At 52.7% G+C, this 21,278-nt stretch carries 20 protein-coding genes and 2 pseudogenes; 12 read left to right on the plus strand and 10 right to left on the minus strand.

Annotation, left to right across the window (positions count from 1 at the left end):
* Nucleotides 1-80: 80 nt before the first annotated feature.
* A complete protein-coding gene (gene argS / locus B3229_RS16935) occupies nt 81-1,811 on the minus strand; it encodes an arginine--tRNA ligase (RefSeq protein WP_286872679.1) in 1,731 nt (576 codons plus the stop codon).
* Between the two features lie 199 nt (nt 1,812-2,010).
* Complete coding sequence (locus tag B3229_RS16940; protein WP_255351572.1) at nt 2,011-2,133, minus strand: hypothetical protein; 123 nt, start codon at nt 2,131-2,133, stop codon at nt 2,011-2,013.
* A 308-nt stretch (nt 2,134-2,441) separates the two neighbouring features.
* On the opposite strand from B3229_RS16940, the gene B3229_RS16945 reads away from it, so the two are divergent.
* Nucleotides 2,442-3,008, plus strand: a complete 567-nt coding sequence (locus B3229_RS16945) for a VOC family protein (RefSeq protein WP_286872682.1) — start codon at nt 2,442-2,444, stop codon at nt 3,006-3,008.
* On the opposite strand, the gene B3229_RS16950 is transcribed toward B3229_RS16945, so the two are convergent.
* On the minus strand, nt 3,005-4,150 hold the full coding sequence (locus B3229_RS16950; protein WP_286872685.1) for a MalY/PatB family protein: 1,146 nt from the start codon (nt 4,148-4,150) through the stop codon (nt 3,005-3,007). The two genes, B3229_RS16945 and B3229_RS16950, sit on opposite strands and share 4 nt — an antisense overlap.
* Before the next feature lie 85 nt (nt 4,151-4,235).
* Here B3229_RS16950 and cutC point away from each other — a divergent pair, with 85 nt between their 5' ends.
* The 3 genes from cutC (at nt 4,236) to B3229_RS16965 (ending at nt 6,697) form a co-directional block, all read left to right on the plus strand.
* Nucleotides 4,236-4,988, plus strand: a complete 753-nt coding sequence (gene cutC / locus B3229_RS16955) for a copper homeostasis protein CutC (RefSeq protein WP_033749711.1) — start codon at nt 4,236-4,238, stop codon at nt 4,986-4,988.
* A gap of 167 nt (nt 4,989-5,155) precedes the next feature.
* Complete coding sequence (locus B3229_RS16960) at nt 5,156-6,001, plus strand: hypothetical protein (protein WP_048781324.1); 846 nt, start codon at nt 5,156-5,158, stop codon at nt 5,999-6,001.
* 69 nt (nt 6,002-6,070) lie between these two features.
* Nucleotides 6,071-6,697, plus strand: coding sequence for a LysE family translocator (locus B3229_RS16965; protein ID WP_286872690.1), 627 nt, complete (start codon nt 6,071-6,073; stop codon nt 6,695-6,697).
* Between the two features lie 3 nt (nt 6,698-6,700).
* Here the strand turns inward: B3229_RS16965 and cmoB are convergent, their stop codons facing one another.
* The 4 genes and pseudogenes from cmoB to B3229_RS16985 all read right to left on the minus strand — a co-directional run.
* Entirely contained in the window at nt 6,701-7,669 is a 969-nt protein-coding gene (gene cmoB / locus B3229_RS16970; RefSeq protein WP_286872693.1) for a tRNA 5-methoxyuridine(34)/uridine 5-oxyacetic acid(34) synthase CmoB, read from the minus strand.
* Nucleotides 7,666-8,394 carry a carboxy-S-adenosyl-L-methionine synthase CmoA gene (gene cmoA / locus B3229_RS16975; protein ID WP_286872696.1) on the minus strand — a complete coding sequence of 243 codons (729 nt, stop codon included), beginning with the start codon at nt 8,392-8,394 and terminating at the stop codon, nt 7,666-7,668. The genes cmoB and cmoA overlap by 4 nt, the downstream gene beginning before the upstream one ends.
* A gap of 80 nt (nt 8,395-8,474) precedes the next feature.
* Nucleotides 8,475-8,870, minus strand: coding sequence for an MAPEG family protein (locus B3229_RS16980; RefSeq protein WP_286872698.1), 396 nt, complete (start codon nt 8,868-8,870; stop codon nt 8,475-8,477).
* 22 nt (nt 8,871-8,892) lie between these two features.
* Nucleotides 8,893-9,246 (minus strand): annotated as a pseudogene (locus tag B3229_RS16985) (DUF72 domain-containing protein); the annotation flags it as partial.
* Between the two features lie 884 nt (nt 9,247-10,130).
* Between B3229_RS16985 and B3229_RS16990 the strand changes: the two are divergent.
* The 8 genes from B3229_RS16990 (at nt 10,131) to B3229_RS17025 (ending at nt 18,837) form a co-directional block, all read left to right on the plus strand.
* On the plus strand, nt 10,131-11,450 hold the full coding sequence (locus B3229_RS16990) for a hypothetical protein (protein WP_286872701.1): 1,320 nt from the start codon (nt 10,131-10,133) through the stop codon (nt 11,448-11,450).
* A gap of 658 nt (nt 11,451-12,108) precedes the next feature.
* Nucleotides 12,109-12,507 (plus strand): hypothetical protein, encoded by a 399-nt coding sequence (locus B3229_RS16995; protein ID WP_286872704.1) that lies wholly within the window; start codon nt 12,109-12,111, stop codon nt 12,505-12,507.
* A gap of 139 nt (nt 12,508-12,646) precedes the next feature.
* A complete protein-coding gene (locus B3229_RS17000) occupies nt 12,647-13,261 on the plus strand; it encodes a recombinase family protein (protein ID WP_286872706.1) in 615 nt (204 codons plus the stop codon).
* An 893-nt stretch (nt 13,262-14,154) separates the two neighbouring features.
* Nucleotides 14,155-14,496: a hypothetical protein gene (locus B3229_RS17005; RefSeq protein WP_038625619.1), complete on the plus strand. Its 342-nt coding sequence runs from the start codon at nt 14,155-14,157 to the stop codon at nt 14,494-14,496.
* Nucleotides 14,493-14,783, plus strand: coding sequence for a hypothetical protein (locus B3229_RS17010; RefSeq protein ID WP_286872711.1), 291 nt, complete (start codon nt 14,493-14,495; stop codon nt 14,781-14,783). The genes B3229_RS17005 and B3229_RS17010 overlap by 4 nt, the downstream gene beginning before the upstream one ends.
* On the plus strand, nt 14,783-15,589 hold the full coding sequence (locus B3229_RS17015; protein ID WP_286872714.1) for a hypothetical protein: 807 nt from the start codon (nt 14,783-14,785) through the stop codon (nt 15,587-15,589). Before B3229_RS17010 ends, B3229_RS17015 begins: the two co-directional genes overlap by 1 nt.
* A 74-nt stretch (nt 15,590-15,663) precedes the next feature.
* Nucleotides 15,664-17,907, plus strand: a complete 2,244-nt coding sequence (locus tag B3229_RS17020) for a tape measure protein (RefSeq protein ID WP_286872717.1) — start codon at nt 15,664-15,666, stop codon at nt 17,905-17,907.
* 351 nt (nt 17,908-18,258) lie between these two features.
* Nucleotides 18,259-18,837 carry a GNAT family N-acetyltransferase gene (locus tag B3229_RS17025; protein WP_286872720.1) on the plus strand — a complete coding sequence of 193 codons (579 nt, stop codon included), beginning with the start codon at nt 18,259-18,261 and terminating at the stop codon, nt 18,835-18,837.
* Here the strand turns inward: B3229_RS17025 and B3229_RS17030 are convergent.
* From B3229_RS17030 to B3229_RS17040, 3 genes and pseudogenes are all read right to left on the minus strand, one after another.
* On the minus strand, nt 18,834-19,028 hold the full coding sequence (locus B3229_RS17030) for a hypothetical protein (protein WP_286872721.1): 195 nt from the start codon (nt 19,026-19,028) through the stop codon (nt 18,834-18,836). The two genes, B3229_RS17025 and B3229_RS17030, sit on opposite strands and share 4 nt — an antisense overlap.
* Entirely contained in the window at nt 19,025-20,635 is a 1,611-nt protein-coding gene (locus tag B3229_RS17035) for a recombinase family protein (protein ID WP_349679589.1), read from the minus strand. Before B3229_RS17035 ends, B3229_RS17030 begins: the two co-directional genes overlap by 4 nt.
* A pseudogene (locus tag B3229_RS17040) lies at nt 20,628-21,173 on the minus strand (DUF72 domain-containing protein); the annotation flags it as partial. The pseudogene B3229_RS17040 and the gene B3229_RS17035, both read right to left, overlap by 8 nt.
* Between the last annotated feature and the right edge of the window lie 105 nt (nt 21,174-21,278).

Consider the following 21,278-nt stretch of genomic DNA (forward strand, 5'->3'; position numbering starts at 1 on the left):
TCCCAGCGTTTTTGTCCATGTCGCGGGACGCTTTGCTCTTCGGTCCACGCTATCCACTCGTCAAGTCCGCTAGCCGTTTATTACATACGCTCGACGGTCTTGATGCCGAGGGTATCCAGACCCTGCTTGAGCGTCTTCGCCGTCAGCGCGGCCAGCTGCAGGCGGCTCTGGCGCGTCGCCTCGTCCTCTGCGCTGAGGATCGGGCAGTGCTCGTAGAAGCCGGAGAACAGACCCGCCAGATCGTAAAGATAGGCGCACATCACGTGCGGCGTGCCGTCGCGCGCCACCTGGGTAATGGTTTCTTCGAACTGCAGCAGGCGCGTCGCCAGCTGCGCTTCGCGATCCTCAGTAATCGCCAGCGGCGCGTCGATGCTGTCGACGTCGACGCCCGCTTTACGAAACACAGAGAGCACGCGGGTGTATGCGTACTGCATATAGGGCGCTGTATTGCCCTCGAACGCCAGCATATTGTCCCAGTCGAAAATGTAATCGGTGGTGCGGCTCTTCGACAGATCGGCATACTTCACCGCGCCGATGCCGACCACTTCCGCCAGCTGCTGCAGCTCCGCTTCGCTCATCTCCGGGTTCTTCTCGCGCACCAGCGCCAGCGCGCGATCGTGCGCCTCTTCCAGCAGATCGGCGAGCTTGATGGTGCCGCCGCTGCGGGTTTTGAACGGACGGCCGTCTTTGCCCAGCATCATGCCGAAGGCGTGATGCTCCAGCGGAACGGATTCCGGCACGTAGCCCGCTTTGCGCACGATAGTCCACGCCTGCTGCAGATGCTGATGCTGGCGTGAATCGATGTAGTAGAGCACGCGATCGGCCTTCAGCGTCTCATAACGATATTTGGCGCAGGCGATATCAGTGGTGGTGTAAAGGTAGCCGCCATCTTTCTTCTGGATGATGACCCCCATCGGTTCGCCTTCTTTATTTTTGAACTCGTCGAGGAACACCACGGTCGCGCCTTCGCTGGTCACCGCCAGCCCTTTGGCGCGCAGATCGTCGACGATGCCCGGCAGCATGTCGTTATAGAGGCTTTCTCCCATCACATCTTTGCGCGTCAGGGTCACGTTAAGGCGGTCGTAAATCAGCTGATTCTGGCCCATAGTGATATCGACCAGCTTCTTCCACATGGTGCGGCAATATTCGTCGCCGCCCTGCAGCTTGACCACATAGGCGCGCGCGCGCTCGGCGAAGGCTTCGTCTTCGTCGTAGGTGCGTTTCGCTTCGCGATAGAAGGCTTCGAGGTCGGCGAGCGCGATCTCTTCATGATGCTCGTTCTGTTGCTTTTCAAGATAGGCGATCAGCATGCCGAACTGCGTGCCCCAGTCGCCCACATGGTTAGCGCGGATCACGTTGTGGCCCAGAAACGACAGGGTGCGCACCGCGGCGTCGCCGATAATGGTGGAGCGGACGTGGCCGACATGCATCTCTTTCGCCACGTTCGGCGCGGAGTAGTCGACGACGATGGTTTGCGGCTCAACGGCGGCGACGCCCAGGCGCGGCTGCGTCAGCGCCTGCTTCGCCTGTGCGGCCAGCCAGTCGCGATCGAGAAAAATATTGATGAAGCCTGGCCCGGCGATCTCTGCCCTGCTGGCGATGCCTTTCAGGTCAAGATGCGTCATCACGCTTTCAGCCAGCTGTCGCGGCGCCTGACCCAGCTTTTTCGCGACGGCCATAATGCCGTTCGCCTGATAATCCCCAAACTGAACCTTGGCGGACTGGCGAACCTGGGGTTCACAGTCGGCCGGCGCACCGGCTAAAATCATCGCCTGACTGACTTTTTCGGAAAGAAGAGCCTGAATATTCACCGCATTACCTTCATGTGCTAAAAGGCTCGTCTGCCGTGCAGAGAGCCGTTGTCCTCACTCTGCCGACGCGCCCTGAGGCCGCGCAGAATGGAAAAAAGAAGAGGGGAAGTATACGTGAAATGTCACGTTGCGTCAGCAGCCGCCGCGCAAGAGAGCGTGCGGGGAAACGGCGTCAGGCCGGTTTCCCGAAACAGAGAGATTAGCGACGGCGAAGAGGGCGACGAGGATTTTTGACGCTTTTGTCTTCACGCACCTTCCAGTGGCGGGAAATTGCAAATCCCATCAGTGCGATCAGGACTGCGACAACAATGAGCATGAACATAGAGCCATTCCTTGTAGTTGTGTTAGGTCAAATTTATAAGAAAGGCGGTTTGGCTGCAATTGTTTGGCTGGCAAATAAGAGTTATCTTATTGTATAAATGAATATCATATTTTTCATGAAGTTAACTAACTTTCATCCAGCAACTGCTGGACCTGAAGAGGGGATAAATCCGAATTAAAAGGGTAATTTACGTGGTTTTCCGGCAAAATTACGGCCAAATCGGATGATTCCTAACATTTTATCGCGCCTGAAGCAGTGCTGGCGGGACTTTCCATTTATTAAAAAGCTTAAACTAACTGAGATGTTTTATGACTTCTTCCCCGATATTTCCCTCTGAATTACAGGACTTAGAGAGCGATCTGACGCGCTTCAGCGCGTCGCTGCAACAATTCGCCGATCGCCTCGGATTAAACTTAGCGGCGCTTGAGGCCGACCATATCGCGGTGCGCTGTCATCAGAACAGCACGGCGGAGCGCTGGAAGCAGGGACTATTGAAGATCGGGATGCAATTCTCTGAAGCGATCATCAACGGGCGTCCCATCTGCCTGTTTAAGCTGCATCAGCCTCTGCAACTAAACGGCTGGGCGCTGGACGTTATTGAACTTCCCTGGCCAGGAGAGAAGCGTTATCGCCATGAGGGCTTTGAGCATGTAGAAATCGTGCTGCGCGGCGATCATCAGACGCTGGGCATGCGCGCCATGGCGCTGCTCAGCGACGACGCGCTGGCGCAGCCGGGCATTTCGTTCAAAACCAGCTCGCCACAGGGCGAAAACGAGCGGCTGCCCAATCCGACGCTGGCCGTGACCGACGGGCAGACCACGATAAAATTTCATCCGTGGCGACTGGAGGAGATCGTCGCCAGCGAGGCGAGCTAAGCGCGCGCGGCGACGGCAGCGCGCAGCCGGTCAAGCGCCTCTTCCAGCGTGGCGTGGGTGCAGCCGAAATTAAAGCGCACAAAGCGATCGTCGCCGAAATCGCGTCCGGGCGAAAAGCCTAATCCCCGGTTTTCAAAATAGAGCGCCGGGCTGGCGACATCCAGCCCGCTGCAGTCTATCCAGCCCAGGTAGGTCGCTTCCGGGCTGGCCATCGACAGGCCCGGCAGCGCGTTAACGGCGGCGTGCAGACGATCGCGGCTGACGCGCAGATAGGCGAGCAGCGCCTCCAGCCACGCGTCGCCGCCGCGCCAGGCCGCTTCGGCGGCGACCAGCGCCAGAATATCGACCTCGGGCACGATACCGTAGCGCGCCTGCTTAAAGCGCGCCCGAAGTTCCGCGTTGGGAATAATCGCCAGCGACGCGCCGAGTCCGGCGATGTTGAAGGTTTTGGACGGCGAAATCAGGGTGACGCTGCGCTGGGCGGCATCTTCGCTCAGGCTGGCAAAGGGAATATGCCGGACGCCAGGCTCAAGCAGCAGATCGCAGTGGATCTCGTCGGAACAGACGATCAAATCGTGCTGGCGGGCAAAGGCCAGCTGCGCTTCCAGCTCGTCGCGGCGATAGACGGTGCCGCCGGGATTTTGCGGGTTGCAGAGCATCAACAGCTTCTCTTTGCCGCTAAGCAGGGCAGCGGCCTCGCTGAGGTCGACGACCCAGCGTCCCGACTGGAGCCTCAGCGGCAGGGCGATCTGCTCGCGCGCCGCCAGCTTCGCCGCGCCGCGAAAAGGGGGATAGATGGGTGAAGGAGAGATTGAGCGCTCGTCAGGCGCGGTAAGCGCGCGCACCGTCAAATTAAGTCCGCTCACCACGCCGGGCAGCACGACAATCCACTCCGGCTCTACTTTCCACTGGTAGCGCTGCTCGAAGCGCGCGATGGCGGCGTCGATCAATCCTGTCGGGCGGTCGCCGTAACCAAAAACGCCATGCCCGGCGCGGGTTTTTATCGCGTCGATAACGCAATCAGGCGAGCGAAAATCGGTGTCCGCGACCCATAAAGGAAGGACGTCTCGGTCACTATATTTGTTCCATTTGAGGCTATCGGTGTGACGACGGTCTATCCGTTGGTCAAAATTGAATGCCATGCGCTGGTTTCCACGTAAACTCATTGGGTAGTCAGACTAACTTATCGCCCTGTGTCGAGCCAGACGTCATGTAAAGGAGGAAGAGATGACCACACTGGAAATTTGCTGCTACGGCGTGGATTGCGCCATGACGGCGCAGCAGGCCGGCGCCGACCGCGTTGAGCTGTGCGCCGGACCGCGCGAAGGCGGCCTGACCCCGTCGTCCGGCTCGCTGGAAGCAGCACGCCGTGAAATATCGATTCCGGTTCATCCTATCGTCCGACCGCGCGGCGGCGACTTCTGCTACACCGCGCGCGAATTCGAGATTATGAAGTCCGACGTGGCGAAAATTCGCGAAATGGGTTTTCCCGGCCTGGTGATCGGCATGCTGGATGAGGAGGCGCATATCGACCGTTCGCGTATGCGGCAAATTATGGCGCTGTGCGACGGCATGCAGGTGACCTTTCATCGCGCCTTCGATCTTTGCCACAGTCCCAATCGCGCGCTGGATGAGTTAACCGCGCTAGGCGTGGCGCGCATCCTGACATCCGGCCAGCAGCAGAGCGCGGAAAATGGAATTGCATTATTAAGGGAACTTAATGAACAGAGCGAAGGTCCAATCATTATGGCTGGTGCTGGCGTACGCCTGAGCAACCTGCAAAAGTTCCTGGACAGCGGACTTAGCGAGGTTCACAGCTCCGCCAGCCGCCTCGTGACCTCACCGATGCGTTATCGTAAAGCCGGTGTCTCCATGTGTTCCGAAGCCGAAATGGATGAGTTCAGCCGCTACTGCGTGGATAGCGATGTGGTGGAAGCCATGAAAAGCGTGATGCAGCTTAATACCGTCAGGGTAGCCTGAATCACCACAGATTTTGCCGCGCAGCACGCCTTATGACGTGATGTTTGCAAGTACCAAACCCCAGTTATCTTGCTGGGGTTCTTTTTATCCGCAGAATTTTACCAGGCCGCGCCAGATGCCGCCAATACGGTTACACTCAGGTTATTGAGATCTCTGGGAGTTACACCATGAAACGCTCTCTGATTGCGGCGCTTGCGCTGGGTTCGCTGTTCGCCTCTCCCGCGCTGTGGGCCGCCGCCTGCGCTCCGCACAGTAAAGCCGTCGCCAGCAGCAACAGCTGGATTATGCTGGGCGGCAGCGCGAAAGGCGCGGTGCGACAGGTGATCGCCGGCGAGTTCGGCAAAGATGTCGATTCGCAAAAGCGCGTGCTTGGGCAGTTCGATCCCTGCGGCATTTTGCAGGTAGCTGACGTCACCTTCGATAAAAAAGAGCACAACGTCGTGCTGAGCATGGAGCAGCATATTGCGCGCGTGCAGGGCGGCTGGGTAGCGGAGTATGCATATCTGGTGAAGGTGCTGAAAGAGGGCAAAGAGCAGGTGGTCGATAACCGTCAGGGCACTATTAGCTGGCTCACCGGCCGGCACGGCAATATCGTCACCGCTTCTGATAAATTCACCAGCATGGGCAAAAGCGGCTTTACCGACACCACCTATCGTTACGACGCGCAGCTGCGGCTGACGAAAAGCGTTTCGCGCGGCACCGACGCCCTGACCAACGGCGAAAGCAGCTGGCGCTGGAACCCGCAGGGACAGGTGGTCAGCGCGATCACGGCGCGCAGCAAAGATCTCTATACCTACGATAAAGATTTTCGCGAATGGCAGCTGCACGGCACCGCGACTACGCCGGTCAGTTCGCTGCGTTCGGTCGACGAGTGTCAGTTATGGGACGAGGTCGGCAACTGCACGTTAAGCTATCTGCATGAAACGGAAGTATTCGATAAAGGCACTATCGAGCGCCATCTCAGCGCCGCCTATAAATATCAGTATTGGGATCGGCCTGCTGAGACGGAGTAGCGCGCAGAACTAGCGCGCCCTCGTTAAAAATTTGTTAAAGTGAGCGGCGCCATTTTCAGGGAGAAAATTATGACCGCTACGCTGCTGTTCTCGTTTTTATTCGCTATTACGCTTTTGACGCTGACGCCCGGTTTCGATACCGCGCTGGTGCTGCGCACCGCCGCCGCCCAGGGCTGGCGACGCGGTAGCGCCACGGCGCTGGGCATCAACCTCGGCTGTCTGGTATGGGGCGTCGCGGTGGGATGTGGTCTGGGCGCGCTGCTGCTGGCGTCGGAAATGGCCTACAACCTGCTGAAGTGGATCGGCGCGGCCTATTTGCTCTATCTTGGCGTCAGGCTGCTGCTCAGCCCGCGCACGCAGCCGCTGCATGAAGCGGCGGCGGAAATCGCGCCGCAAAGCTATCTGAGCTGCTTCAACCGCGGCCTGTTCGGCAATCTGCTCAATCCCAAAATGGGCGTGTTTTACGTCACTTTTCTGCCGCAGTTTATTCCGGCGGGGGCGTCGGTGCCGCTCTGGTGCAGCCTGCTGGCGCTGATGCATATTGCGATTGGGCTGTTGTGGAACGCCGTCCTGATTGGCGGCAGCCACTACTTCGCCGCGCACCTGCGCCGTCCGGCGGTGCTCAAGATGATGGACCGCCTGACGGGCATGGTGTTTATCGGCTTCGCGGCGAAGCTGGCGCTTTCGCGCCGCTAAGCGTCAGGGTTTGGTGGCGACCAGCACCGCGCGCAGCGGCGCCGGGTAGCCTTCCACCGTTTTGCTGGCGTCTTGCGGGTCGAGAAACTCGGCCAGCGATTCGCTGGTCATCCAGCTGGTGCGGCGCTGCTCGTCGGTAGAGGTCACCGCATAATCGACAATTTTCACGTCGACGAAGCCGCACTTCTCCAGCCAGCTTTTCAGCGCTGCGGCCGAAGGGATAAAATAGACGTTGCGCATCTGCGCGTAGCGTTCGCCCGGCACCAGCACATCCCGCTCATCTCCCTCGATCACCAGCGTTTCCAGCACCAGCTCGCCGCCGCTCACCAGCTGGTTTTTCAGCTGCAGCAGATGATCGAGCGGCGAACGGCGATGATAAAGCACGCCCATTGAGAAAACGGTGTCGAACGCCTGTAGCGTCGGCAGCTGTTCGATACCGAGCGGCAGCAGATGGGCGCGTCGGTCATCGCCCAGCAGCTTGCGCACCGCTTCGAACTGGCAGAGAAAGAGCTGCATCGGATCGATGCCGACCACCAGCTGCGCGCCGGCGCCGACCATGCGCCACATGTGATAGCCGCTGCCGCAGCCGACGTCCAGCACGGTTCGACCCGCCAGCGAGGAGATATGCGGCGCGACGCGCTGCCACTTCCAGTCGGAACGCCATTCGGTATCGATATCGGTGCCGTAGAGCGAGTAGGGGCCTTTACGCCAGGGCATCAGATTGCGCAGCAGTTTCTCGATGCCCTGACGCTGACGATCGCTGAGATCGTCGCGCTCTGCGCTGACGCTGTGCAGCAGGTCGAGCCGCTGCGGCTGCAGCAGCGGCAGATGCTCAACTGACTTCTCCCAGTTGCGAAACAGGCCATGCAGATTCTCTTTCTGCCAGGCGGCGATCTGCGCCGGCAGCACCTCCAGCCAGCTGGCGAGCGGGCCGGTGGCGATTTGCTGATAAAAACGGCCAAACTCAATCATTTCAACGCCACCAGCGAACCAAAGTTAAAGCACTGGAACCAGAGTTCCGCGTGAGAGAAGCCCGCCTGTTTCAGGCGCGCCTTGTGCGTCTCAACGCTGTCGGTCAGCATCACATTCTCCAGCATGCTGCGTTTCTGGCTGATCTCCAGCTCGCTGTAGCCGTTAGCGCGTTTGAAATCATGGTGCATATTGAACAGCAGTTCGCCGACCTCGGCGTCCTCGAAGCTGAACTTCTCCGACAGCACCAGCGCGCCGCCGGGATTCAGCCCCCGCCAGATCTTCTCCAGCAGCAGCAGCCGCGCAGGGGGATCGAGAAACTGCAGCGTGAAGTTCAACACCACCATCGAGGCGTTTTCGATGGCAATATCGCGGATATCGGCCTCGATGACGTTCACTGGCGTCTCGGCGCGAAAGGCGTCGATATGGCGGCGGCAGCGCTCGACCATCGCCGGCGAATTATCCACGGCGATAATGGCGCAGCCGGGCGCCTTGATATTGCGGCGCACCGAGAGCGTGGCGGCGCCAAGCGAGCAGCCCAGATCGTAAACCTGGCTTTCGGGCGTGACGAAGCGCTCGGCCAGCATGCCGATCATGGAGATGATATTCGAGTAGCCGGGCACGGAGCGCTGAATCATATCGGGGAAGACTTCAGCCACGCGCTCGTCAAAGGTCCAGTCGCCCAGCTTGTCGATGGGCGCGGAAAATAGCGTATCGCGGTCAGACATAATAAATCCGGAAAGACAACGGAAAGGGCGCTATTCTGGCAGAAAGTGCGGCGGGCTGCACCCTTTACCCCCGCAGCCGGTCAATGCAGCGTCAGCACCAGCTCCCAGGGCAGATAGATAAGGTTAAAGACCGCCATGCCGCACAGGGAGAACAGCGTCAGCATCATGCCATATTTGCGCCCGGCGAGCGCGCTGCGGCGCAGCCCCTGCGCGTGCAGCACCCGGCCGGCGAAAAAAAGCAGCGCGGTCAGATGCATCATCCACATATCGGCGCCGTTCATCTCCATCATCACCAGCAGCAATAGCGCCAGCGGAATGGTTTCGACCGCGTTGCCGTGAATGCGCATCGCCACGCGCAGATCGTGAAACCCGCCGTCGCCAAAGGCGACGCGATAGTGGCGACGGTAACGCACCACGTCCAGCGCGAACTTCATCACCATCAACACGCCCAGTACCACATATAACGCGCTTACCATGCTTATCCTCTTTCATCAGACATCAGAACAGCGACGCCTGCTGCGGCCAGGCAGGGCCGCTGCCGATACCGGCGTCGATCGCCTGCAGCTGCGGCCATAAACGCTGCACCAGCGGAAACACCTCGCCCATATCGGGCGTATGAATAAAAAACAGCGGGTCGCTTTCCGTCTGCCATTGTGCCAGTTTTTCGCGCCAGACCTGAAAAAATCGATCGCTCTGGTCTACGTCGTCGCTGCCGATAAAGCGCACCATCGGCCGCTCGCCGGTGCGCACCGCGTGAGGCGGCACGCGCGGCTTTTGCTGGCGCGCGTGCAGGGCGGCGGGGCTTTGCGAGGTTGAGGCGTGCGTCGGACGGCTGTCTAAGAATTCAACATTCCAATGATACACCTTCTAAGGCGTCGCTATTTCCGGTTTTCTTGCTGGTGGAACCGTTCAAGAGCTTCGTTAAACTTTGCTCTGCAATCAGCACACATCCACATTTCCATGTCTGGCTGATAATCCCCACATTTCGCAGTTGAATATGGGCCGAGTGCTTTTCCGCAACCACTTTGCAAGGCTAACTCCGCTTTACTGTATGAACTGAGATGCCCCATTGTTAACCACCTTATTCGGATTATTTTTCTCATGCATTTCGCATTAGAAAATGTACGATGAAAAGTTCTTGAAATATCTTGACAATGTTGAGATAATTTTCCTATAAACCAGAATCACGCATGACGATACGGCAGTTATCTTAACAGTTCTTTTAAGAGTTCTGTTGACAGTCTGGTCACCTAAACAGAACGCCTCTTCGCTACGCTTACCGAGTCTTATCGGTCGCTTGCTCCCTCTCTCTCTCTGAACAGTTCCACTTTACAGAATGCTGATCAGATTTCTTTACAGACCGAGCGAGTAAGCGAGCGTCAAAGCAACGATAAGGCAAAGCCAGTTGCAATCTGAACAGAACACCTGAACAGACCCCGTTACAACATCCCACCAGCCATTGTGACCCGTTTCAAAGCCTGTCTTAACATGACATCTTACTATGTATTAAAATACCCCCACCAAATTCTCGAAATTTCTCTGTAACTAACTCTATTCATTAAACTTTTCCGACTCTTTCCGGTTACAAATAAAACCACCCTGCACAGCACCTTTCGAGGCTCTGTGGAGTTTTGTTAAGCACATATTTATAAGGTTGTCAATAGTATTTATCTTGACAAATGTAGCAGAAATGTTAATATAACTTATCAGCTTAATAATCAGGATCAGATTTATGAATGAAGCAGCCCGCTAAAGCCAAGCGCTGCGCCCACTGCAAGAAGGTTTTTAAAGCATCCCGCTCATCAGTGCGTTACTGTTCATCCTCTTGCAGAGAAGCAGCCAAACGAAAAGAGTCAGACCCCGCAAAAGAACGCCGCCAGAAGTCACTCAAGCTCGCTAAGCACCCCCTGTATATCCTGCGTCAATCGAAATTCATAACCGACCTTCTACAGCAGATTGCCAGACACGGCTCTGTAGATTGCCTGTTAGATTTCCCGATTGAGGATCTTTACAGCTTATGGAAAGCACGTGGAAGACTGGCATTTAAAACGGGTACACAGGTACATATCGCACACCTTGTACCATGCTCACAGGGTGGGGCGTATCACCCGCTTAACCTGTCTCTGTTACCAGCAACGATTAACCAGAAGCAGGGCGCTCGTTTCAGATTCCCTAAAGGTATTGGCACAAAGTGGACATCTCAGCCTATCCAGCCATTCACTGGTGACCATGAACAACTCTGGACAGAACTGGTAAAGAAACACCGAACCAAGCTCACACTGTTCGCCAAGCGTCACTCAAAGATGGCAGGGACAGAACGTGTTCGAACCGCTCAGCGTCTCCTGAAAGCGCCAGAAACAGACATCCGCTATCTATCAACCGTGATGTCTATGGCAGCCGACAACCTGTCAGCACTATGCGAACGCCTGAGTATTGCAGAGGTACGCCAGTTAACCGGGACATCCACCGAAAACGAGTCAGAGAAATGGCCTGTCGTGATTATTCACATGTCCCATATCCAGCGCCTGAAGCAGTTCTATACAGAGCGCGGTAAACAGCACACTGACCGCTTTCTTAAAGTTCTGGCTGCATTCCCGTCAGACAAGCTACCGATGGACATTGTCGAAATTGCCTGCTGTGCCAGACCGGTAGAAGCCCTGAACACTCTGCTAGTTCACATCATCGCCAACGAGCACCAGCTCCCATTTTCCTACGAGGACATTATGATGACCTTACACACTGACGAAAACCTGTTCATCACCAGCGACCGTGATGGAAGCAACACGCACTCTCAGCACGTTAACCTTGACCACCAGAAGCAATTCCAGCGTGATGAAGACCTCCCAGCAGAAATGATCGCCATCCTTGATCGTATGGAAGCTGAACTCTTCGCCAAAGCTGATAAGAATGCTCGCCTTGCTCTAGCCCGATCAAAGAAAACAGGTCAGTCACCTGTCTATATTCTCGAACAGGCTGAACAGGCATTCTCAGGCAAACCAGCGCTGTTCACTCGCTCTATGTCCCGCCTAATGGACATTCTCCACGAGTCCAACTAACTATGTATTAAAATACCCCCACGAAAATCTGCAAATTCCTCTGTAACATCATGTATTAATTCATCTTTCCCGGATCTTCGCGGTTACAAATAAAAGTACCCTGCACACAAGGTATCCCATCCAATGTACGAACTCTCACCCACACCAGAAGTGCAACACTTCTTAGCACTGATCCACTCTGGACAGACACCTTCTCAGGCTGCTAAACAGTCTGGCCTCAACCAACATGAATCAATCCTGATTCGTAAACTTGCTGGACTACCAGTCAGTAGCCATCAACAGAACATCCCTGAGAAGGTGGTTAATCTCCGCTCTCAGGGACTTTCCCATAAGCAGATTGCCCAGCAACTCGGTATCTCCCAGAGCTATGTGAACCTGTGCTTATGCCGTCATCGCAAACAATCCCGGTAACTAACCATGCAACATTTCATCTTCCATTTTCTATACGACATCGTGCCTTGTAGTGTCCTGACCGTGTTCCTTCTCAAGCTCGTTAACGATCTCACCTGCAAAGACGACTGAACAGAACCTCGCTCAATTGAATTTTGATTAACTTATTGATTATTAATCATTTAATTGGGCATATTCTTTTAGTTTTCTGTTCAGTGTTTATCGCTATTACCTCCCAGCTATCCACCTCATTTGGAAAATTTGCTTAATGTCCGAAAATAATCAACTCACACCCGCTGATGATTCAGCCACTGCACCGGCCTTGCTCCGTACCTGCATCAATCCAGCAGACATCGACCTGTTCCAGGCTGCTGTGTTCTATCGTGACCCGACACTGTTAGCACTGTTCAGCCTGACACCTGACGAGGTTCAGCTTAAAGACCAGCTTGCTGTGATGGGTAAATTCACCGCTGACCGTAATGCCCAACGCAGACACGAACAGTCTAAGGTCAACAAACAGCTTAAGGGTTTAACTGACCAGATAGCCTCAGCAGAAGTTACAACATCCACCAATACTGTGACCAAATCCCCACCAGCATCAGCTACACCAACCTTCCAACGCCACGCAGGGCTAACCAGTCAATTCGCCCCAAAAGCGGTCGCTTAATCGTTCACATAGGGTATACCTGAGTTGAAAACAGGTTTCGTGAAAAATGTTGTTCACATAGGGTTAATGTTGTTTACTCTACATAGTGTTTTCACGTAGAATATTCATATTAAAACCCAATGTGAACAACAGGCCAACCATGAAGACAACTGCCCATATCTATCTGCGTGCATCAACCTCTGACCAAGATGCAACACGTGCTCTCCAGACTGTTAATCAGTTCGCTGAAGACCACCAGCTAAAGAACGTGGTTCACTACGTTGAAAACTTCTCTGGTGCAAAGCTGGAACGTCCAGAACTCTCAAGATTGCTTAACAGCGCGAAGAAGGGCGATCTGATTCTTGTTGAAAGCATCGACCGTTTAACTCGTTTACCAGCAGCACAGTACGAAGAACTGAAAGCGATCATTGCCCAACGTGGTTTACGTGTTGTCGTGGTTGACCTACCAACTTCACACGGTGCATTGAAAGCATCAGCAGATGACAGGATCATTCAGTTGATAAACGGTCTGATGATGGATATTGCTGCTCACTATGCCCATGAAGACTACACCAAACGCCGTGAACGTCAGTCACAGGGTATTGCGAAAGCGAAAGAAGAGGGCAAATATCAAGGACGCCCAGCAGACACAGCATTACGTGACAAGATTGCTCGTTACCTGGTTAAAGGTGGCTACACATACGCAGAGATAGCAAAACTGAGTGAGTGCTCTGTGGGAATGGTGGCAAAAGTGAAGAAGCTCACGAGTGAGTAATGTTACCGATAGCTATCTATGGTCGGATCAAGTGGTTATGTGACCCGATTTGACCAGAAGCAATGAAACTTTCTCGATAAAAACCTTTAAATGCAATATTTTAAAATTCTGCCGAGAAAAGTACCGCCACGTTCTGAACCACTTAGCACCTGTACACAAACTCCACAGATATTTCCCCAGCCACTCCCCACACCCCCTGTTAATTCATCTCCCCATTTTTTCAGAAGAAAAAAAATCAAATAAGGCCCACCAGCAATGTCTACCACTCCCAAAATCTCCCAAGCAGAAATTGAATACAACCGCCGATTATCAGAAGAAGATCGTCAGCGTGAGCTACTACGGCAAAGGGCTTACCGTGATGTACGTGCACAAGCGCACCTGTTTAGAGTTCTTCCGACAGAACCTGCACATCATTACCAGAACAGCGATGGTTATAGTGTGACCTGTAACAGCTTGCCCCTATCACTTTGTTAGCCTAAATGCAACAAATATTATTGACAATTTTGTCACATTCTGTTAACATTAAAGAGTGGTCAGTAAAGCAAGTCACTCTCTGATGCTCCACCTATAGCGCGGTGTTGTTCGCCTTCACCGCCTATCTTCTCGCTGTATCCGCAAAAACTTCTTCTCTCAAAATCCTGTAGGTTCACCGCTTCTCCAACGGTTCAGATCGCAGGTGCAGAAACCACTTCTCTTCCTTGCAGGGGTAAGCGGTCTCCAAGTGGTTTTTGCGGATATTGTCTTGTCATTTCAGTATCCGATCCTGATTAGCTCGCCCCTGATAATCGGGGGCGGGTATTTTTAATGTGAGACCTTAATAATGCTCCCTGCACTCGTATTAACCCTTCTCGTTGTGCTTCTATGCCGCGCTGATTCCTACTGGAGACAACGCAATGCTTAGTACAACCGAACTACTCAAACTGATGGAATCACAGCAGCAGCAAGAATCCACCATCGACCAGCACACCCAGCACACAGAACATCTTGCTGATCTCGAATCTGAACTGGTTACTGTCAACCGCAAGCTAAGCGTGGCACGCAAGAATATCGCTCACTACCAGCAGCTCGCTGAAAATATGCTCAAGACGAATCCTGAGATGTTCGGCCCTGAGATTGCCAAGCTCCTTCGTGACATCGCCACAGCGAAAGTAATGAAAGATAAACCTGAACTGTTCGCTGAACTCCACCAGCTTGAACAGCGTGCTGAACAGATTTCTAAAGAGGTGGGTAAATGACAGACCACATTATCAAATGGCGGGATGAGTCCGATCTATCCCGTGGCTTCGTTATTGACCTAGACAACGTCCCATGCGGTCAGATCTTCAAATGCATTTATGCCGAGCCTCATTTACTCGTGAACGCATTTAGTGATGCTTTTCTCTTAATGCGCTTTCCTCCAGAAGAAGCTGAAGAACACGCCAACCAACTTTATTCAACGACACGTGACCAGATAGACCAGTTTATTGACCGGATGCGTGCAACTCCTTACCTACAAACTCCTGCAACCACGAGACCACAATAATGCTTACTCCAAGAATTGAAGACGCTGTTATTCAACAGCACATTGGCCCCGTCAGCGAATACAACGTTGAAGTACGTCAGACAAATGGAACGACCCTCATTAAGCAAAATGCCCCAAAACCTGCCGAGGTCGATGAAGCACAAGCTGATCGTCTTCAGCGTATTGCTGATGAAGAATTGCTCAAAGCCAAAGCGGATACTGTCCTAGAGGAAACAGAGAAGCAGATCGCTTTCTCTGAAATGGTTCCAACAGAGCAACGTATTCATATCGAGAAATACTGGACTCCAATTATCCAGCAACTCGCAAAAGAGCATGAAGATGCATGTAGTGTCGTGACCGATTTTGAAGATGACCAACACAACTTCCGACAAGGTCTGCAAAGAGATTACGCGTATGAACTGAAGCATCCAGCGGTGAAAACTGTCCTCTGTAACGGAGAAACACAATTCAACCAGATGCTGTCTAGCGGTTCTCTTCATATCGAAGGGTATAAGCTTGTTGAAAAGCGTTCGATGGGCAAGAAGATCCAGATGATTGCTGGTCAGGTTGTGCCAGTAGGTGATGGCCCGTCAAAGCTGGTTTACATTCCTGTTGATGTCCCGACTCTGATGCATCTTATGGATTCTGACGAGGCTAAACAGCATTCTCAGCAGCTTTATGATTCACAGTTGGAACGTCTTATCAGTCGCCGCAAGAAAGCCGCTGTAAAGCTTACAGAAGCCAAACAGCGTGCACGTGACCAACTCGCATCAATCCCAACGTTTGAACAGTTAATCTCTGACGCGGTTAAACGTGCGAAGAAATAACACACACAATCAAGACCATCTGTAAAGCTCACGTATCGCACGTGGGCTTTTTCTTTATATAAGGCCCACAAATAATGTCGAATCAAATCACAGTGGACAGTTTTGTTATCGAAATGTCTCTGCAAGAAACTGTCCTGAAAGGTCTTCAAAAACTCGAAAAGCAGATCATGCCAATTGCTACCCGAATGGAGAAAACGCTAAACAAGACGTTCTCCAAAGACTACAGCAAGGGTATGAACAAGGCGTTTACCAATATCGAAAAACGCGCACAGACAGCATCACGTAATATCAACCGTTCTCTTACAGAAGCCTTTCGCGTTGGTAATGCTGGTAATGGTCTCTTCCGTTCATATGAGCAGGATGGAAGGGCAGCAGCCAGAAACGTTGCCCGTATGATGCGTGATGCATATCAGACACAGCCTCGTGTTACTGTTCCACCAGTATCAACAGTTATCAGAAATCGCCCACCAGCATCAGCACGTGACCGGATTAATGCTATTGCTGAACGTGCCCGCACAAGCCCACTGTATGGACGTCTAAGCCTGCGCGACGATGGATCAGCCCAACGCTATAACTCGCGTTTACAGCTTCTCCAAATGCAGCATACAGCCTCTGAAAATCTCCGTGGTTTCCAGTCAAATCTTTCTCGCTTGAACTATGAGTTTTCACAGCAGCTCAGAGTGGCTTCACAAGCAAGAGCGTCACAGCGTCTCGCAGCGTTGGAATCAAGCAACCTCGGATCAGCTTTTGGCGGTATCTCATCAGCAGCAATCCCCCTTGTAGGTGCTCTGATGTCTGTACAGAAGGCTGTTCAGTTCTTTCAGGACAGTATCGAGGAAGGGGCTAAGCGTCAGCAGGCTGCAACTATGGCTCAGGTCGCATACGGTTCGAAGCAGGAAGCTCTGCGCATGACCATCAAAGCGGATGAAGTCGCTAATCAGTACGGATTGGATACCGCCACAGTCCGCCAGCAGATGGCACAGATGCGTATGACCATGCCTAAAGGGTTTGATAACGACAAACTCGCTAAGTTTTTCGCAGATGAGTCGGTTTTCGCCCATACAACAGGGATGAACAACGACGCTGTTTACCGTCTTAACTACGCTATCCAACAGATCGCGGCTTCTCCAAAATTAAACGGGCAGGATTGGTTACAAGTCGTCAATGCGAGTCCAGCATTAGTGTCAAAACTGGCTGATACACTTGGTGTAAAAGACTCTGCTGATGTGAAAGCGAAGTTGAAAACCATGAAGGGATCAGACATCGCAGAACTGATGATGAAGGCGATGCAACCAACACCCGAGCAAGTGAAGATGGCCCAGCATAATATCCTTGCTGCTCGTGGTCGCATGTACAACGCTGAAAAATATGCGATGGATAAAAATTTCCGAGGCTTCAGCTCACACCTTTCAACTCTGTATGACTCTCTTGCCAGTTCACTGAACAACTCTGGTGGACTGTTTGAACGTGGCGGTCAGGCTATCGGCTGGTTTATTGAACGTCTGAATGACATCACGAAGACACTCGATAACATCGGGATGAATGTTGACGGGTATCTCACCCTTTTTGAAGAGAAGTGGAACAGATTTTACGGCACGCTGTCGCCATCGACACAGAAAGCTTTGGATCTCGTTAAAGACCAGTTCAACACCTTCTTTGATTGGCTCATTGTGACTGCTACGGCTGCACTTGGCCTCGGTGGTCTGAAACTTGGTGGGCGTCTTCTCGGTGTCGGTCGCGCTGCTGGTGGTACTGCTGAGGCTGCTGCTTCAGGTGGTGTGACTGGCGTGATGGGCAGTGCAGCAGGTAAGGCATTTGGTATCGCTGCTGCTGCATTCATTGGCGTTGAGCTAGGTAACCTGATCTTTGATAAGTGGATTCCAGAGTTCCAGAAGTTCGCTCATGACAAATTCGGATGGGGTGGGGCAACTGGTACGGAAACGACACACGGTGGAAACGCTCTTAAGGATTCATGGGTAGACAAGGGCTGGTCATGGATCGATAGCATGTATGATCGCATCAAGTCTGCACCTGCACCAAACAACGGTGTCCCAATGCTATCGCCAAACATGCTTCAGAATCAGGCAGCATTGTTAGCACAGAGACCTATCCAGTTTGCCCCTCTGCGAATCGAGGTTGTATCAAACGGTCAGCTTAACGTGACCATGCCAGACGGGACAATGCAACGTGTAGCGCTGGATACCTACAACCAACAGCACGAACTCCAGATGATGTCTGCAACTGGCCTCGCTGGTTCATGGCAATCACCGGGGAACAACGCTGGCTGGAACCCTTCGCTGTTAAAGAAAACTAACTAACTTTGTCGTATCTAAAGGCCGCAACTTATCATTTAAAGGTAACGTAAGTTAGCGGCTACAAATAAGGTTTCAATACGGTAATCGGTTGACGACTTCGTCAGTAATAGAATACTATTACTACTGAATTATTTGGTATAGAACCCATAACCGAAACGAGGAGGTACATGTGGCGATTACAAGTAGTATGTTTGGCCGTACTATCCTGACAGGTAAAGACGCTGAACAGATGCTCAAGCAAATGAGCAACTCTAAACCTAACGAGAACGCTAAGCGCTCGTTGCAGGAAGCTCGTGCTTTACGTTCTAAGATGTCTAAGCGCGGATAATCATTATAGGGCAGGTTGTTAGTAAAATGGATGATGCATTACAGCCTGACCTTCAAATCCTTCCTCTGAATCAATTCCATACTCACAAACGGTTTAGCAGCGGTACTGAAGAGTTCCAGCCGCTAAAAACGTTTCTTCAGCAAGATGCACTGTTGTTTCAAGATGGCTGTATAGCGCAGACTTATGTTGTCATTGATGACAATATGAGAACTGATAAAAGCCAGGCACAGGAAAGCTTTGCCTACAAAATTTTAGGGTATATCACCCTCACTTGTAGCCAAGTTAACCTGAAAGAGTATGATTTGGGCGATTGTGCACGCGCTGAAAGATATGAGTTTCTGCCTGCTGTAAAGATTGCACGTTTAGCAGTCGACTCAAAGATAAGAGGCGGTGGAATTGGCTCAATGCTGTTTGGCTTCGCCTTACTAATGGCGCTGGATGACATACGTCCTATGGTAGGTTGTCGATTCTTGATAACTGACGCCAAAAGAGGCGCTATAGATTTCTACCATAAGCAGGGCATGGAATTGCTTGATACGGAAGAAAACCAAGCGGCTGAACATCCAATTATGTTCATAGACCTCTTTACCTTGCTTTCAGATTAAAGCTCGTCATCTGGTACGCTAAAACTACAGTGACCACTGAAACCAGCGTTAACGTACACGTTGTGACCGTGGCTGTCGTATACGCAGATCAGATCATTATTCTTGTCGCGGTACTTCTCTTGCAATTGTGCAGCAGCGGCAACAGCATTCACACCCACCAGCAGCAAAATCCCGATCAGTATGCTTTTCATTCTTCTGCATCCTTCACCCATTGTGGCGCATCAGCCATCAACACGTGATTTGGTGTATGGTGGTTCCCTTTCCCGAACCTGATTTCTGTGTATTCCATGACAGGCAACAATTCTAGATCCCTGGCTCCATCAATAACTCTGTCCAGTGGATAATCATGGAACACAAGCCCGTTATGAAACTCGATCTTGCAAACCTTCTTTGCTGTGTCCACTGATATGCAACGAATCATGCGCTTGATAATGATCTGCGCCTCGATCCTGTCCTTTTTCACCGTCAGATCCAGATGGCTAATCGTATCCAATTTACTTGACTGGTCGCGCTGGTGGGCCTCAGCAATAGCCTTTTCAGCTTCCTTGATCTGCTTGTTCAGCGCACGTAATTCAACAGCAATAACTTCAGTGTCCTCTGTCAACATCGCCAGCTTTACAAGCCTCTCTCGCTGCTTCTGTAGCGTTTCTAGCTCAGATTGAAGGCTACCTATTACTTTTCCGTTATCGCTGCTCAGGTTCAGCCTGCGCGCGTTATACAGCAGCCCTTGCACCAGTGCCTTGTCTGTCTGTAAGCGTGATATGCCCATAGCATCACAGCGCCCCTCATACTTCATCGAACAGCGATAGTTACCCGACCGCTTTGCAGTAACGCCACTGACAATCATGATGAAACCACACTTAGCACAGCGCATAACGCCTTTGAACAGGTTTGTCAGCAATGGCCTGTCAGATGATGGTCTACGGCCTGCACCTGTCTTCAACTGCTGGACAGCGTAAAACTGTTCTTCTGTCAGAATGGCCGGATAGTAGCCGGGTATCTCCTGCACACCTTTGACAACCATTGACTTGGACGGAACTTTGAAGCCGATCACCGCACGATTGCTTAGAAGTTCGGTAACCGTAGATTGCGACCAGACACCAGCTTGAGACCTGAACTGATTAAGTGTGACGAAGCCTTCTTCATTCATCGTTTTGGCTATCTTCGCATGAGACAGACCATCCAAACGCAACTGGAAGACACGCTGAACAGCCTTCACGTTTTCCGGTATCTGTTCGAACTGTTTACCGTCTTCGGAGACCTTGAGCCACGCAACACAGCGACGTGACATTATCTTGCCTGATTCAGCTTCCTTACGCTTGTTAGCCCATGCAGAACGGAGACGCTTCGACTTGGTTAAGGATTCCTCGTGCGCACGTTCCATCACCAGCATGGCCTTGATCATCGACAGGCTGTCTCTCAGGGATTCTTCCTTGTACCAGCTACCATCTACCAGCGTGACCACTTCAACGCCTGATCTGAGTATCTTCCTGAGTTGTTCACCTGCTTTATCAATATCCTGTCTGGAAACCCTGTCCAGTGATTCCACCAGCAACACGGAACCGGGTTCAATATAGCCAGACTCGACAGCAGCCAGAAACTCACTGAACGCACCAGATTTAGCATTGGCTCCAGAATAACCGCTGATCCCCAGATCCTGGAATCGCATGTTTTCGTCAAGATGGTATTGCGGATTGTCCTCTAACCACTTGTTGATCAGCTTGCTTTGTCGCTTGGTTGAGTCGCCAATGGTCTGGCTTTTTGTTGAAAACCGTATGTAAGAAATCGCCTTTGGCATAGTTGCCACACCTAAAAGTTACACTGTTCGAGAGTGTATCATAAGGCGGGTAACTTAAAATCACCCGGTTGACGCCGCGCGCCTGCAGCCCCTGATTCAGGGCGCGCTCCGCCTCGCCCTTGGCGAAAAAGGCGGCGTGGCGCACTTCAACGCCATAGCTGAAGCGGCGCGGCAGCCCGTCGAGAAAGCGCCAGAGATCGGCGAGCTGAGCGGGCGCAAAAGTCGCGGGCAGCTGCAGCCAGTACTGTCCGATACGGTCGGCCAGCGGGTCGAGCAGCCGCAGAAAGTCGCTCAGCAGATCGTCGGTGTGCTGCAGCTGCGCCTGATGGCTGATGGTCTGCGGAAATTTGAAGCAAAAGCGAAAGTCGTCATGCGTCATATCGCGCCAGCGCTGAACGGTGTCGGGCGCGGGTAGCGCATAAAGCGTGGTGTTGCCCTCTACGCAGTGGAACAGACGGGCATAATCAGCCAGACTTTCAATGCCCCAGCGTTTCCAGTGCGAATGCTGCCATTGCGGCAGCCCAATACGAAGCGTCACGGCCTCTCCTTTCCTGCTGGTTTTGCCCTATAGACTAGCCTGGTTGTCCGGAGGAGGAAAAACCGGCGACGAAATGGGCGGTTTGGCGCGGCTCTACTTATCCTG

It is taken from the genome of Pantoea sp. UBA5035 (genome assembly GCF_002415245.1).
In the GTDB taxonomy this organism is placed as follows: domain Bacteria; phylum Pseudomonadota; class Gammaproteobacteria; order Enterobacterales; family Enterobacteriaceae; genus Pantoea; species Pantoea septica.